14 protein-coding genes are annotated in these 13,835 nt (G+C 60.2%); 7 read left to right on the forward strand and 7 right to left on the reverse strand.

Translation table 11 applies throughout. The features are described from left to right. Positions 1-200: 200 nt before the first annotated feature. Positions 201-2,522: a calcium-binding protein gene (locus tag AB4072_RS11160; RefSeq protein ID WP_441967995.1), complete on the reverse strand. Its 2,322-nt coding sequence runs from the start codon at positions 2,520-2,522 to the stop codon at positions 201-203. 703 nt (positions 2,523-3,225) lie between these two features. Between AB4072_RS11160 and AB4072_RS11165 the strand changes: the two genes are divergently transcribed. Then, a complete protein-coding gene (locus AB4072_RS11165; RefSeq protein WP_441967996.1) occupies positions 3,226-4,047 on the forward strand; it encodes an alpha/beta fold hydrolase in 822 nt (273 codons plus the stop codon). Between the two features lie 42 nt (positions 4,048-4,089). Here the strand turns inward: AB4072_RS11165 and AB4072_RS11170 are convergent, their stop codons facing one another. The 5 genes from AB4072_RS11170 to AB4072_RS11190 all read right to left on the reverse strand — a co-directional run bounded on the left by AB4072_RS11170 (position 4,090) and on the right by AB4072_RS11190 (position 7,467). After that, complete coding sequence (locus AB4072_RS11170) at positions 4,090-5,166, reverse strand: AI-2E family transporter (protein ID WP_441967997.1); 1,077 nt, start codon at positions 5,164-5,166, stop codon at positions 4,090-4,092. Positions 5,167-5,260: 94 nt separating this feature from the next. Next, complete coding sequence (locus AB4072_RS11175) at positions 5,261-5,482, reverse strand: SlyX family protein (RefSeq protein WP_441967998.1); 222 nt, start codon at positions 5,480-5,482, stop codon at positions 5,261-5,263. Further along, entirely contained in the window at positions 5,475-6,245 is a 771-nt protein-coding gene (trhO, locus tag AB4072_RS11180) for an oxygen-dependent tRNA uridine(34) hydroxylase TrhO (RefSeq protein ID WP_441967999.1), read from the reverse strand. Before trhO ends, AB4072_RS11175 begins: the two co-directional genes overlap by 8 nt. Before the next feature lie 74 nt (positions 6,246-6,319). Beyond that, complete coding sequence (locus AB4072_RS11185; RefSeq protein WP_441968000.1) at positions 6,320-6,544, reverse strand: hypothetical protein; 225 nt, start codon at positions 6,542-6,544, stop codon at positions 6,320-6,322. Between the two features lie 89 nt (positions 6,545-6,633). Next, on the reverse strand, positions 6,634-7,467 hold the full coding sequence (locus AB4072_RS11190; protein WP_441968001.1) for an aldo/keto reductase: 834 nt from the start codon (positions 7,465-7,467) through the stop codon (positions 6,634-6,636). Between the two features lie 179 nt (positions 7,468-7,646). On the opposite strand from AB4072_RS11190, the gene AB4072_RS11195 reads away from it, so the two are divergent. From AB4072_RS11195 to AB4072_RS11210, 4 genes are all read left to right on the forward strand, one after another. After that, positions 7,647-8,489 carry a fumarylacetoacetate hydrolase family protein gene (locus AB4072_RS11195; protein ID WP_441968002.1) on the forward strand — a complete coding sequence of 281 codons (843 nt, stop codon included), beginning with the start codon at positions 7,647-7,649 and terminating at the stop codon, positions 8,487-8,489. Between the two features lie 67 nt (positions 8,490-8,556). After that, positions 8,557-9,324: a sulfite exporter TauE/SafE family protein gene (locus AB4072_RS11200; protein WP_441968003.1), complete on the forward strand. Its 768-nt coding sequence runs from the start codon at positions 8,557-8,559 to the stop codon at positions 9,322-9,324. Positions 9,325-9,464: 140 nt separating this feature from the next. Continuing rightward, positions 9,465-9,992, forward strand: coding sequence for a hypothetical protein (locus tag AB4072_RS11205; RefSeq protein WP_441968004.1), 528 nt, complete (start codon positions 9,465-9,467; stop codon positions 9,990-9,992). Between the two features lie 173 nt (positions 9,993-10,165). Next, a complete protein-coding gene (locus AB4072_RS11210) occupies positions 10,166-11,023 on the forward strand; it encodes a tellurite resistance TerB family protein (RefSeq protein WP_441968005.1) in 858 nt (285 codons plus the stop codon). Between the two features lie 3 nt (positions 11,024-11,026). Here the strand turns inward: AB4072_RS11210 and AB4072_RS11215 are convergent, their stop codons facing one another. Further along, positions 11,027-11,599: an NUDIX domain-containing protein gene (locus AB4072_RS11215; RefSeq protein ID WP_441968006.1), complete on the reverse strand. Its 573-nt coding sequence runs from the start codon at positions 11,597-11,599 to the stop codon at positions 11,027-11,029. 301 nt (positions 11,600-11,900) lie between these two features. Between AB4072_RS11215 and AB4072_RS11220 the strand changes: the two genes are divergently transcribed. Next, on the forward strand, positions 11,901-13,052 hold the full coding sequence (locus AB4072_RS11220) for an OpgC family protein (RefSeq protein WP_441968007.1): 1,152 nt from the start codon (positions 11,901-11,903) through the stop codon (positions 13,050-13,052). Then, positions 12,974-13,807 (forward strand): SGNH/GDSL hydrolase family protein, encoded by an 834-nt coding sequence (locus AB4072_RS11225; protein WP_441968008.1) that lies wholly within the window; start codon positions 12,974-12,976, stop codon positions 13,805-13,807. Before AB4072_RS11220 ends, AB4072_RS11225 begins: the two co-directional genes overlap by 79 nt. Positions 13,808-13,835: the final 28 nt, after the last annotated feature.

Consider the following 13,835-nt stretch of genomic DNA (forward strand, 5'->3'; position numbering starts at 1 on the left):
CCGTCATTTATATATGTTATATTGTATTAATAATGGAGAGAAAAGCAGTTTGTTCCCCACCCCCGGAAAGCGACAGAAAAGAACAGGGACGCGATTTCGTCTTTCTGTGTGCAGGATAACCGGCACGAAAAAAGCGCCCTGCGGAACAAGGCGCTTTCAGATTTAATATTAAGCGAGCTGCACGGGCCCCTCTGCTTTTGTCAGATCACGAAGAAGTCCTTGGCGGTCATCTTCAGGCTCTTATCGAGCGTGGCGATCTTGACCTGCTTCGCGGCGCCTGTGCCGTCGGCATCGTAGTAGAGAATGCCCTTCTTGCTGTCGTAGATGATCCGGTCATCGGCATCGTGCGCCGCTGTACCCTTGTAGAAGTGCTTGCTCGCCATCTGCTTCGGCTTCGCCAGCGTCCCGGCAGGTGATACCTTGAAGTATTTGTTCTCCAGATAGATCGAGTCGTCGCGGACGTTGAAGTCCGTGATCCGATCCGTATTGCCTTTCGTCTTCGGATTGGTGTCGAACACAAAGATGTCCTTGCCCGATCCGCCGGTCAGGGTATCGGCCCCCAGACCGCCATGGAGCCGGTCGTTGCCGCCGAAGCCGTTCAGTACGTCGTTGCCGGCATTGCCATAGAGAATGTCGGCCCCCTCGCCGCCGTTCATGGCGTTGTTGCCGGCGGTTCCCGTCAGCGTGATCGAGCCGGAGCCCCAGCCGTTGATGTTCTCGATGCCGACGAGCCTGTTGAGGTCGTACGAGATATTGACCGTCACCGAGTCGATGCCGCCGCCCGTGTCGTTCACCACATCGCCGGGGTTGTCGATCACGTAGGCGTCGTCGCCTGCACCGCCATCCATGACGTCGGCGCCCGCGCCGCCGTCCAGCACGTCGTTACCCGCGCCCCCATTGAGGACGTCATCGCCACCGCCGCCGATCAGGGTATCGTTGCCGCCGGCGCCGTTGAGCTGGTTGCGCGCCTCGTTACCGACGATGAGGTTGTTGCTCTCGTTGCCGGTGAGGTTGATGGCACTGGCGCCCGTGGCGAACAGGTTCTCGAGGTGAGTGGCCAACGTGTAGGTCGCGTCAGTATAAACTGAGTCGGTACCACCGCCAGCACCTTCGACAAGCGCCGTGCCGGCCTTGACGAAGTATAAATCGTCCCCCGCGCCGCCCTGCAGCGTGCTTGCGCCATTGCTGCCCACGAGCGTGTCGGCGAAGTTGGAGCCGATCACCTTCTCGAAGCTGGTGTAGGTATCGCCCGCCGCGCCGCCCGTCCCGATGCCCGTCTCGAGATTGACCCCTACGCCGCTGCCGGCGGCCTGGAAGGTCAGGGTGTCGATGCCGTCGCCGCCGTCGAAGTTGTCGTGTTCGTGCTTGGACGGAGCATAGATGTCATTCCCGCCTGTGCCGACGACCGTCACTGCCGCTGCGCGGGCATCCACAATCACCGTCTCAACGGAGCCGACGCCGAGCGACGGATCATACCATGACACCGAGAGACGGCCATCGGCCATTTCGGAGATCGCAGGCATGCTCTGATGGCCATTGAGAGGAATCCGGATTGCGGGGCCCGCATGGCCCTCGGCATCGAAAACCTTCACATAGATTTCGGCTCTTTGGTCTCCATCCGGTGCTTGGCCCTTGTACGCAACAGCATACCCGCCATTATGAAGCGCGGTGATGCTCGTCTTCAATCCGCCGCTATCGGTCGTCCGAGGCGCGAGCGGAACCGAGCTGTCCCGCACGATGGTGTTTGTCGTTGTGTTTAGATGGAAGGTATCAACTGTGACCTGATAATTAAAACTATCCACATAAGTCACGGCGAACGCGCCGGTTAGGTTCCCGTCTGCATCCTTCAACGCGACAAGGTCGGATTCGGCGATACCTGGAATTACTGTTGAAAACAGACGGATGGCACCATTTTTGACGGTTGCGATCATCAGATCGTTACCGACGTTGTAGCTGACCGCGTAACCGATATCGTCACCCAGCCAATCTAAGCTTACCTTGGTGCTTGCGGCATCGACGTTGAGGACAGTTTCATTCCGCTGACCTGTTGCAGTGATCTCCAGAAATGTAAGCTTGGGAACGTCGGGGCTCTGCTCCTTGACATAAGCAATCATACGGCCGCCGTGACCGTTGGTAGCGACATGGACCCCATCGGCATTGGCCGCTTGGCTCAGGGTTACGGCAGATCCCAGTGCTTCGCCATTGATGTTAAATGCTTGGCTCTTCAGAACACGGCCGCCACTTGCAGCGCTCGGCGCTTCGGTCCAGGTGACCACGAACGATCCGTCCGTATTCGTGAGAATGTGAGGCTGCCATTGTGAGATGTTGCCATCGGTCGGACCTGCCACGAAGTGGGTGCTTACCTTCTCACCGTTGCCGTTATAAATTTGGAAGGAAATCTGTTTATCCCACCGATAGGCGACCACGTAGCCGCCGTTCGGCAGCATCGAAACGGCATCCAGATCGCCATTCGCGACGACGCTAACCGATCCCCACAATGTCGGGTTCTGCTCTATAGTCATTTGATGTTCTCCTGAAAGGCAAATACGCCAGAGAATGATTGCGTGATTCTTTAATCCGACAAGCCTGAACTCGTCGGAGCCGGCGGGCGTAGACAACCCGGCTTTGGCCGGATCCTACGGAAGCAAGGGTGAGCTTTGCCCTGTCGTGTCTTCGTTCAGATATTTCTCTCTCGATCCGCAGCCTTTCGGGCCACTGATTCATCGGAGAATTGACGTTACGCTATATTGCTGCAAGCTTGACCTCGCAACTCTCCGTTCGGAGAGGATGTGCCGTTAGGGAAGACTCAAGTTGTTCCCGTCGCTTGGCTAGACTTCAACTAAGTGCTTGTTCTTGCATGAAGAAAGCCGTTCTCAGTCACGGGCGATAATATTTCGTGGCCGAGCTTGATCGTGCGCTGAAACACATGCCCGGCTCTCGCCCCTGGCACGCACTCAGAGAGACGGAAAGGAAGCCGGTAGCGCTCGACCTTCTTTCCCTATTCTCGTGAGTAGCCACCGCCAAACCTGACCTGTGCTTCCGACGGGGGTCGAGCAACCTCGGCCGCCCCCTGCCAACCGATGCGAGCGCTCTATCTCTTGGAATGTGATCCGGAGACGTGAAATCCGGGCCTCCGGAAAAGTCTTTTCAATTCAACAAGCCGGCGTCGGCGCGCTCGCTTTCGAGCGATCCGGTCGGGTCAGCGAGAACGAAAGGATCGGCGCGATGAGCGTTTTCACCACCAAGGACGGCACCGAAATTTTCTATAAGGATTGGGGTCAGGGGCAGCCTGTCGTCTTCTCGCACGGTTGGCCGCTCTCCGCCGATGCCTGGGATGCCCAGATGATGTTTCTAGGCACGCTCGGCTACAGGGTCATCGCCCATGACCGCAGGGGCCATGGCCGTTCGAGCCAGACCTGGGAAGGCAACGACATGGACACCTATGCGGATGACCTTGCCGAACTTCTCACCGCGCTCAACGTGCAAGGCGCCGTTCTTGTCGGCCATTCGACCGGTGGCGGCGAGGTCGCCCGCTATATCGGCCGTCATGGCACATCGCGGCTGGCGAAGGCGGTGCTCCTCAGCGCCGTCCCGCCGCTGATGCTGAAAACGCCTGCCAATCCCAACGGTACGCCGCTCGAAGCCTTCGACGGAATTCGCGCGGGCGTCCTCGCCGACCGTGCGCAATACTTCAAGGATCTGACAATGCCCTTCTACGGCTATAACCGCGAGGGCGCGAAAATCTCCAAAGGGATCCGCAACTCCTTCTGGAGACAGAGCATGCAGGCCAGCATCAAGGCCTCGTTCGATTGCATCAAACAATTCTCGGAGACCGATTTCACCGAGGATTTGAAGAAGTTCGATATCCCGACATTGATCGCCCACGGCGATGACGATCAAATCGTGCCGATCGGCGCCGCCGCGATGCTGTCGTCAAAACTGGTCCCCGGCGCGACGCTCAAGATCTATCCCGGCGCACCACATGGCCTCGCCGAGACACGAAGAGACGAGTTCAATGCCGACTTGTTAGCGTTCATCAAGAGCTGAATGGGATCGACGCGGACCTTGCGCGGAAGCCGTCGCTTTAGATTACGGGGAGACAGCCTGCCGATCTCCGAGCCAGTCCTCCACATAAAATCGCATTATCGCAACGCGAGCGATGGCGAGCAGCGGTGTCGCGAGCGCCATGCCGGTCACGCCGAAGAAGGAACCGAGAATCACGATGCCGACCAACGTCCAGGCCGGGGGCACCTGCACGGCTTCCCGGTGAACCAGCGGGCCGATCACATAGCCATCGATGTTTTGGATCAGGAAATAGATCGCCATCGCCCAGATGAGCATCGTCGTGCCGAGCGGCATCGCCACGAGCGCCACCGGTATGCCCGCAACCAACGGCCCGATATAGGGGATGACGGTCGACAATCCGGCCTGGAGACCGAGCAGAAAAGCGCCGGGGAGACCGAGAAGATAGAGAGCGAGCCACATAAAGACCGCGACCAGGGCCGTTCGCACAAGCTGACCGAGAATCCAGGCGCGCATCACATCCCCCATCTCCCGAAACACGTTGCGGGCGCGCGCGCGATAGCCGAGCGGCACGAGACAGAGAGCGCCTTCGCGATAGCCGTCCGGGTTGGCGGCAAAGAAGAGACCCAGGCACACGATCACGGCAATATTGACCAGCAGCCCCGAGGCGGTACCGAGCGCGAACTGCACGTGGCCGAACAGAATCGCGGGATCGGGAAGCAGGTGAGAAAAATCGCGCCCGCCCTCCGGTCCCAGAACATCGATGCCGAAGCTCGTGAGCTTCTGTTGCAGCACGTCGATCTGCGCATCCATGACACGGATGAGCAAACGCGCCTGTTCAGGCAATTGGCTGATTCCCCGGACGAGAGCAAAGGCGATGACGCCGGTCAGGATCAGGCTCACGAGCGCCAGACGCCAGGACCGCCTCAGCGGAAGGATCGGTGCGAGCGCCCGGGTGCAGGCATCGAGAAAGGAGGCGAAAAGGGCCGCGCTGAAGATCAACAGCAGACTACCCGCGTTGTACCAGACGAAAGCCAGGCAGAGCAGCAATGCGATGACCGTCAGCGGCGTTGCGAGGCCGAGCCAGAACGACTTTCGCGATATATCGCCCGGAGAAACCGGCGGTCGAATTTCGGTCTGCATATGACGCCCCTGAACGGTCACCTTGGCATTCAGATAGGGCAGCGCGCACTCATGTCATCGAACCCCGGCATTCGCAGAAATGCCGGCGCCGCGTTCAATAATGAGGCGGCGGCGGCTCGCTGTGCGAGGAGGCGCGGGCGTTATGTTCGGCTTCCTGCACACGGTCGCGCAGGCCGACGATCTGCCGGGTCAGGCTGTCGATCTGCTTCCATTGCGCGGTGATGGTCTTGTTCAGATCCTCGATGGTCTCCTCCTGGTGGGTGAGACGCATTTCGAGCCTGTCGATGCGCGCGTTCAGGGCCTCGATGTCACTCATGGGTTTCGACGCCTCCGTTGGCGGGCGCCGCCCCCGATTGCTCCACAAGCCCGTGCCCCAGAGCGACGCGCTCATCGAACACGAAACACGCGCCATCCCACCGGCTTTGCTCTTCCGGAACCTCTTCCAGATATTTCAAAATGCCGCCCTTGAGGTGATAAACCTCCTCGAAGCCGCGCGAGAGCATGTAGGAGCTCGCTTTTTCGCAACGAATGCCGCCCGTACAGAACATGGCGACCTTCTTGTGCGTCTTCGGATCGAGCGTGCGCTCCACATAGGTGCGGAAATCGCTGAAACGTTCGATCCTCGGATCGAGCGCCCCCTGGAACGTCCCCATCTCGACCTCGAAGGCATTGCGCGTGTCGATGAGCACGAGATCAGGCGTTTCGAGAAGCTTGTTCCAGTCCGCGGGGTCCACATAAGTGCCGACCACCGTCGTCGGATCGGTGTCCCGGTCGCCGAGCGTCACGATTTCCTTCTTGAGGCGCACCTTCAGGCGCTGGAACGGCATTTCGAGTGCGCCCGAGAACTTCAGTTCGAGATTGTCGAGACGTCCACCGAAGAGCGCCCCATCGCGAAGCTCGGCAATCAAGGCGTCGATCCGGTCGGCCTCGCCGGCAATTGTGCCGTTGATTCCTTCCTGCGCCAGAAGGAGGGTGCCCTTCAATTCGAGGGCAGCGCAAAGCGCGTGCAAAGGCTCCCGCAGGTCGCGGAAATCCGGCAGCGCAACGAATTGATAGAGGGCGGCAACTTTGTAGGTCATGGCGGTGGTTTAGCAGCCGAAAGGCGCGCGGGAAACCCGCGAGGGCCTGTCCCTGGCGTCGCGCCGAACTCCCTTCAGTCCCGGATGCTCACCGAGAAGACCTCGTAGCCCGCCCCGTTCACCAGCCGCACGGTCTCCACGCCGAGCGACCGGCCCTGCGGTTGGCGGGCCCTCTCGAAGACCTTCAGCGCCCGTTTCTTGGCCGTTTCGACGGAATCGACCCGCACCAATGTCCGGCGAACGAGGGCGCTACCCTCGGCCTCGGGTCCGATGGATTCGATGCGAAAGATCTCCGGCACGGCTTGGTCTCCACGATCATGCCGCTCTTAGGGCATGATCCGCCAAAGGGGAATTGGTTTTAACCGCACGGCGGATAGAGCCTTTCGCGTCAGAGCATTTCCAATGGTTGTGAGCGCTTCGGCGGCGGAAAAGCCGCATCGAGTTCGTGAAAATCCTCCGGCGACAGAACCAGATCGGCCGCCGCCCGGTTTTCCGCGACGTGAGCGCGCCGCCCGGCCTTCGGAATGGCCAGCACATGCGGATCTCGCAGCACCCAGGCCAACGCGATCTGGGCGGGCGTCGCCCCATGCCTTGCCGCGATCTTCGCCAAGGCTGGATGACGCAGGATCCGGCCCTGTTCGATGGGTGAATAGGCCATGATGGGCATGCCGCGCTTCCGGCACCACGGAAGAAGATCGAACTCGATGCCGCGGCGGCTGAGGTTGTAGAGAACCTGATCGGTGGCGCAGTCGTCACCCCCCTTGAGGCCTATGATTTTCTCCATATCCGCGACATCGAGATTGCTGACGCCCCAGGAGCGGATCTTGCCCGCGCTCATCAGCGTCTCGAAGGCTTGGAGCGTTTCGGATAGGGGGACGCCCCCGCGCCAGTGCAGCAGATAGAGATCGATCCGATCCGTACCGAGCCGATCAAGGCTCGCCTCGCAGGCCGCGACCGTGCCTTTCCGCGAGGCATTGGACGGCAGAACCTTGCTGACGAGAAAAACCTCGTCACGGCACCCTGCTATGGCCTCACCCGCGACTTCTTCCGCTCCGCCATCGGCATACATTTCCGCCGTGTCGATGAGGGTCATGCCCAAATCGATCCCATACCTCAAGGCTGCGACTTCGTCGGCGCGCCGCGAGGCGGCCTCGCCCATATACCAGGTGCCCTGGCCGAGAGCGGGGACCGAAGATCCATTCGGGAAAGCAATGCTTTTCATGCAGCCAGAATGCGCGACACGAAGATCGAAGGCAAATCGGACGAGGGCAAGGATGTAAGGGTCAACCGTTAGACTTTCGCGAAAAAAGTGCGGACGGGACTTCCCTTGTTGCGCTTTGAGCGTCACGGTCTGCGACCAAACGAATCTCATCAAAGACACCTCACGGGAGACGCCAGGAAATGAAGCTGCTGCGGTATGGTCCGGTCGGGCAGGAGAAGCCCGGATTGGTGGATGCGAACGGCGCCATTCGCGATCTTTCCGCGCATGTGCAGGACATTGCCGGAGCAGCACTCTCGGTGGAGGGCCTGAAGCGCATCGCCGCGCTCGATTCCGCGACATTGCCCGCTGTCGATCCGTCCGTTCGTCTAGGCCCGTGCGTTGCCGGGACGGGCAAGTTCGTCTGCATCGGCCTCAATTATTCCGATCACGCCGCCGAGACCGGCGCCACCGTGCCGCCGGAGCCGATCGTCTTCATGAAAGCGACGAGCGCCATCGTCGGGCCGAACGACAATATCGAGATTCCGCGCGGATCGCAGAAGACCGACTGGGAAGTGGAACTCGGAATCGTCATCGGCCGCCACGCAAAGTACGTGAGTGAGGCCGACGCGCTCGATTATGTGGCGGGCTATTGCCTCACCAACGATGTTTCCGAGCGCGCCTTCCAGGCGGAGCGGCAGGGGCAATGGACCAAGGGCAAGTCCTGCGACACCTTCGGGCCCACAGGCCCCTGGCTCGTGACGAAAGATGAGATCGCCGATCCGCAGAACCTCAAGATGTGGTGTGACGTGAACGGCCGCCGCATGCAGAACGGCTCCTCGGCGACCATGGTCTACGGCGTGAGATATCTCGTCTCCTACCTCTCGCAATTCATGTCGCTGCATCCGGGCGACATCATCTCCACCGGCACGCCGCCGGGTGTCGGGCTCGGAATGAAGCCGCCGGTGTTTCTCAAAGCGGGCGATGTGGTAACGCTCGGCATCGAAGGTCTCGGCACGCAGCGCCAGCTCTGCGTTCAGGGCTGACGCAACATTCGTCCGCAAAGGGCGTTCGCGCGCCCTTCCTCTTTATCTTCTCGAACGTTCAAGAATCATGGACCTTTCAACCGTCGCGCTTCTCGCCGCCTCCGGATTGGCGGCAGGTCTCGTCAATGCGATTGCCGGAGGCGGCACGTTCTTCACCTTCTCCGCCCTCGTCGCAACAGGGCTTCCGCCGGTCATCGCCAATGCGACGAGCGCCGTGGCGGTCACGCCCGCCAATCTCGCCAGCGCCTGGGCTTATCGGCGAGAACTCGCCGCGAATTTCAAACGCTTCGCGGCGCTCGGCATCGTCAGCCTGATCGGGGGTCTCGGTGGCGCCTACATCCTGACGACGACGGATAATGCCGCCTTCCGCCAACTCGTGCCGTGGCTGCTTCTGTTTGCGACGGTGTTGTTTGCGGCAAGCCCCAAGATCGTTGCGCTCGCGCGCTCCATCGCGCGGCACGAAGGACATAGCCCTTCGACGAAAGCCTGGGTGACGGGCCTCGCCTTTCAATTGGCGGTCGCGGTCTATGGCGGCTTTTTCGGCGCGGGCATGGGCATCGTGATGCTTGCCGCGCTCGCCATCACCGAGGGCGACGATTTCCACCTGATCAATTCGGCAAAACACCTGTGCTCGACGCTGATCCAGCTCGTCGCGGTCGTCATCTTCATCGCGGCGGGGCTCGTCGCGTGGCGGGAGATGGTCATCGTCGGCGCAGCCTCCGTGATCGGCGGCTATCTCGGCGTCGTCTTCGGCCGCCGCCTGCCGCCCATGATGATCCGCTGGCTTGTGATCGGCGTCGGTACGGTCCTGACGATCTATTTCTTCGTGCGCTAGAGTTTGATCCGGTGTTGCGGCACACACATCGTGTCTGGCGGGAACGAAATTCCCTCCTTCTTTACGATAGAATGTAGCGCTTTCCCTGTTTCTCGATTATGAAACAAGTTTCCGAAACGTCACTTTCTACCGGAACCTCTATGAATCAGCCGCGCGAACCGCTTTTTACTTCCGATGCCGGAAAGATCGTCAACAAGGCCGTCGGCGCGACGCAAACCGCGTTCGCCTCCGAGGCGGGCAAGGCCTTGCGCGCGGTCATCGCCAAAGGGCCGGATGGATTGATGCAGCATCTGGCGGGCGTCGCCGAGAAGAACATGCCCGATCCGCTGGCGCAGGCCCGTTTGCGCCTTGCCGAGCAGGGGCAAAATTTCGAGACCATGCGTGGCGCCATCGCCAAGATCGGCCATTCGCTCGGACGATTGAACGAGACCCCGGACACCGAGGCCGAGAGGGCGCATGTCAAGGATCTTCTGAACGCCCAGGCGGAGGCCATTCAGGGCCTTACTCTGTTGGCGCTCAAAGGCCAGCAGGCGCAAGCCGACTTGATCGCCGCCATTGACGGGCATTCCCGCCGACCGGGCTCCGGCATGCCGAAATGGATCTATTACATCATGGGCGTCATGATGATCTGGAGCCTGCTCAGCATTGTCTGGAACATGCTTTTCTAGAGCATGATCAGAACAAGTGGAAACCAGTTGTTCGCCCGGATCATGCGGCAATAAGGAATCTAGAGTTTGATCCTGTTTCAATCTGAAACGATCAAACTCTAGAACTGCCGAACACATTGTCCGTTACGGGCCATTTTAGTTAGATTTCGCTTACTCTCGCGAGGGCCAGAACCATGTTCGACGCCAAGAAACTGCTTGATGCGCTGGGGACACCGGCCGGCACGCCCGCACCGGAGAAACCCGCAGCGGAGACCGGCGAGAAGAAGACTGACGCTAAACCGGCTGCCAATCCGCTGGGCGCGGGCACCCTTCTCAGCGACCTGATCGGGATTGCCAACCAACCGAGCCCTCCGCCCTTATCTTCCGAGAAGACAGAAGGTGAAGCGCCCCCGCCAAAACCCGCCAAAGCCGCGCCACCGACGGACCTGACGGATCTCGTTCTCAACAAGGCGCAGGATTATCTGCGCTCGCCGCAGGGCAATGCCGCCATGAACGCGCTCGTGCTCGGCGTAACGAAAGCGGTTGCGAATTCGGAGGCAGGTCGCAAACTGGCCGCTTCCGCGAAAACCAAAGGCACCGCTCTGTTCAACCGCTTCATGAACAAGAGTGGCGGTCCGCCGATTATCGATGCCACGCTGCAGCCCGTACTCACCGCTCCAGTTCAATTGTCGCCACCTGAAACGCCTCAATCGGGTGAGACTGCGCTCCTGATCGTGCGCGCCATGATCGCGGCCGCAGCAGCCGATGGCGTCATCGACGAAGGCGAACGCGCGCGCATTCTCGGCGCTCTGAAAATGGCGGGAATCGATGGCGAGGGCGTTCATCTGATAGAGGCGGAACTCGCGCACCCGGCAAGTGTCGCGGATCTGGCCTTAGCCGCGAAGACGCCGGAAATGGCCCTGCAAGCCTACATGGCTGCCCGGCGCGTGATCACGCCGAATGCCATCGAGGAGCGCGTTTTCCTCGCGCATCTCGCCGGAGCGTTGAAGCTCGATCCGCGAGTCGTGGCGCAGATCGATGCGGGTTCGTAACTGTCAGGTCGCGAACGCTTCCGGGTGACGCAGCTTCAGCGCTTGCACGAGCGCGATGGTCTTCAGATCCGCAAAGCGATTTTGCGCCAGCATGGAATCGAGCTCGGCGAAGGTGATTTCGAGCACTTCGATATCCTCATGCTCTTCCGCCAATCCTCCACCTTCCGCAACGCGGTCGGCCTGGGTGTAGGGTGCGAGAAAGAGGTGCACATATTCCGTCGTCGCGCCGGGCGCGGACCAGCCACCGCCGACGGATTCGAGCATCTCGATGCGAACGCCCGCTTCCTCCAACGCTTCCCGACGCGCGCAGATCTCCGGCTCCTCTCCGTCGAGGAGACCCGCGATGGTTTCGACAAGAGCCGACGGTCCTGAATCATACATCACGGCGGCGCGGAACTGGCTGATGAGAACGACCGTCCTGCGTTCAAGATCATAGGGAAGCACCGACGCCGCATGACCGTTATGGCCAACCTCCCGCTCCATCACGCGCCCGTCAGGCATCGCGATCTCGAGTTTGAGAAGCTTGCGCCACCCGCTGAAAAGCGTCGTCACCTTGCTGATCCGATAAGCCGTCACGGCGTCGTCCCTGCCCTGAAATGGTCAAGCTTTCCCATTAGGCTATCGAATACCATGCAACCAGCTTCGCTGAGGTTGAAGTCACAACAATTCAACTTGCGGGTGCGGCCTGCGGTAGCGCCCGGAATTGCCATGCGCGCCTTCATCGAGGATATGAGGAGGAATAACACGCTGATTCGTTTCACTGATTCCATTCGCGGCCTCGCGCCGGAAACGATTTCGGCTTTCACGATTTCGTATTGATCGAACCGCTTCGCCGATTTGGCGTTGGATGCGTTGTGCATCCTTGTCTGAGGGGACCATGAAAACTTCGGAACGGATAACGAGCATCGATTTCTGGCGCGGGTTCGTGCTCATCGCGATTTTCGTCAATCACATTCCCGGCAATCTCGTTGAAAATCTGACGCCGCGCAATTACGGCTTCTCGGATGCGGCCGAAGCTTTCATTTTCATCTCCGGCCTTTCGGTCGCCCTTGTGTATTATCCGAAGATTGCGCAAAGCGGCCTCCTCGACATCGCGAAACGATGCCTTCTGCGGTCGTTCCAGCTCTACAAGGTGCATCTGCTCCTGACGGCGGGGGCCATTGCACTGTTTTCCATCGGCTATGAACTGAGTGACGACATCGGCCTGATCGAAGCCGATGGGCGCGATGCGGTCTTCGGAAACACAGCAAAAGGGATCACCGGCATTCTGGTGCTGGGTCATCAACTCGGTTATTTCAACATTTTGCCACTCTACATCGCCCTGATGCTGTGGGCGCCCGTGGCGCTGATCCTGACGCGCATCCATGCGACGTTCGCGCTCGCGGTCTCTTTTGCCATCTACATCTTTGCGCGAACCGGCACGCTGACCCTGCCGAGCTGGCCGGAGCCAGGCACATGGTTCTTCAATCCCTTCGCCTGGCAATTGCTGTTTACCATCGGCATCGTCACGGGCGTCGTGTTCGCAGGTCACCGTCCGCGCTACCAGCACACGCTCTTCGTCATATGCGTGGGAGCCGTCGCTCTGTCCTTCGCCGTCATGACCAATGCTCTTAGTCTCACCCCCGGATTGTTCGACAACAGCTTCGAGCATTTCGACATGACCAAGCAGGATCTCGGGCTCGGGCGCCTTCTCCACTTTCTCGCCCTCGCCTACGTGGTGACGCAGTTGCGCATCGGCCGCATCTGGGAGCGCTCCCCCGTCGGCCCCGATCTGATGCGGCTTGGCCGGAACGGGTTGCCTGTCTTCGCCGTCGGCTCGATTTTGAGCGCACTCGGACAGGTCATTATGACGCTCACGGCGGTGAAATCCTCGGCTAGTCCGCACATGATCGGCATGGTATTCACGATTACTGGCGTGTTCGGTCTCCTTGCTCTGGCGCGATACCTCGAATGGAACAAGCTCAACTCCGACGGCTTGCGCAAAAGCCGCGCAAAACGTCTCGGTCTGTCGTCCGTGTCGCCAGGCTAGCACTTGCCCTTAGTTTGAGCTGCGGCGCCCCCATCGCCGCAAAGGCGCAGGATTCTGCCTGCCCCAAGACGCAATCCGTTTTTTCCACCGGGGGTGAGTTCCGTACCCTGGCATTGAAACTGATGCGCAAGCAGCCGATCCGGGTTCTCGCCATCGGCTCCTCCTCCACGGAGGGCTACGGAGCGTCGTCTCCCGCGCAAGCCTATCCGGCCCAACTGGAAGACGATCTTTCGCGGGCCTGGCGGACACGGATCACCGTCATCAACGCGGGCAAGGGCGGCGAGACTGCCAACCAGACCATCGGCCGCCTGAAGGAGATCCTTGTAGAGAGCAAGCCGGATTTCGTGATCTGGCAGGTGGGCACCAACGATGCGGTCAAGGGCATTGATGAAGTCGCCTTCCGCGCCCTGTTGGAACAGGGTGTGACGACCGTCGAGAAGGCCGGGGTCGAAATGATGCTGCTCGATCAGCAATTCTTTCCGACCATTAAGGACCTCGCCCAATATGAGCGCTTTGTCGCGACTGTCCGGGACGTCGCCGAGGAGCACAAGATCTCCCTGTTCTCGCGCTACGCGATGATGAAGCAGTGGAACAGCGGATCGTCGGACGATCTTCGCTCCATGCTCGCGACCGACGGTTTCCATATGGGCGACCGAGGCTATGATTGCCTTGCGGGCCGCCTGTCGGACGAGATCGAGACGATGGTGGCGCGCTCGGTGAAACTCGCAAAATCCGTGGCCGACGTGAAGCGTTAGGCGCGCGGCGAGACCTTCAACCTGATAT

The organism is Microvirga sp. 2MCAF38 (assembly GCF_052115485.1).
Classification (GTDB): domain Bacteria; phylum Pseudomonadota; class Alphaproteobacteria; order Rhizobiales; family Beijerinckiaceae; genus Microvirga.

What these genes read in the sequence shown, in the direction of transcription:
- AB4072_RS11195 (WP_441968002.1), top strand. Translation starts at nt 7,647, where the DNA reads ATGAAGCTGCTGCGGTATGGTCCGGTCGGGCAGGAGAAGCCCGGATTG.
- AB4072_RS11200 (WP_441968003.1), top strand. Translation starts at nt 8,557, where the DNA reads ATGGACCTTTCAACCGTCGCGCTTCTCGCCGCCTCCGGATTGGCGGCA.
- AB4072_RS11220 (WP_441968007.1), top strand. Translation starts at nt 11,901, where the DNA reads ATGAAAACTTCGGAACGGATAACGAGCATCGATTTCTGGCGCGGGTTC.
- AB4072_RS11165 (WP_441967996.1), top strand. Translation starts at nt 3,226, where the DNA reads ATGAGCGTTTTCACCACCAAGGACGGCACCGAAATTTTCTATAAGGAT.
- AB4072_RS11225 (WP_441968008.1), top strand. Translation starts at nt 12,974, where the DNA reads ATGGAACAAGCTCAACTCCGACGGCTTGCGCAAAAGCCGCGCAAAACG.
- AB4072_RS11190 (WP_441968001.1), bottom strand. Translation starts at nt 7,467, where the DNA reads ATGAAAAGCATTGCTTTCCCGAATGGATCTTCGGTCCCCGCTCTCGGC.
- AB4072_RS11210 (WP_441968005.1), top strand. Translation starts at nt 10,166, where the DNA reads ATGTTCGACGCCAAGAAACTGCTTGATGCGCTGGGGACACCGGCCGGC.
- AB4072_RS11175 (WP_441967998.1), bottom strand. Translation starts at nt 5,482, where the DNA reads ATGAGTGACATCGAGGCCCTGAACGCGCGCATCGACAGGCTCGAAATG.
- AB4072_RS11205 (WP_441968004.1), top strand. Translation starts at nt 9,465, where the DNA reads ATGAATCAGCCGCGCGAACCGCTTTTTACTTCCGATGCCGGAAAGATC.
- trhO (WP_441967999.1), bottom strand. Translation starts at nt 6,245, where the DNA reads ATGACCTACAAAGTTGCCGCCCTCTATCAATTCGTTGCGCTGCCGGAT.
- AB4072_RS11170 (WP_441967997.1), bottom strand. Translation starts at nt 5,166, where the DNA reads ATGCAGACCGAAATTCGACCGCCGGTTTCTCCGGGCGATATATCGCGA.
- AB4072_RS11160 (WP_441967995.1), bottom strand. Translation starts at nt 2,522, where the DNA reads ATGACTATAGAGCAGAACCCGACATTGTGGGGATCGGTTAGCGTCGTC.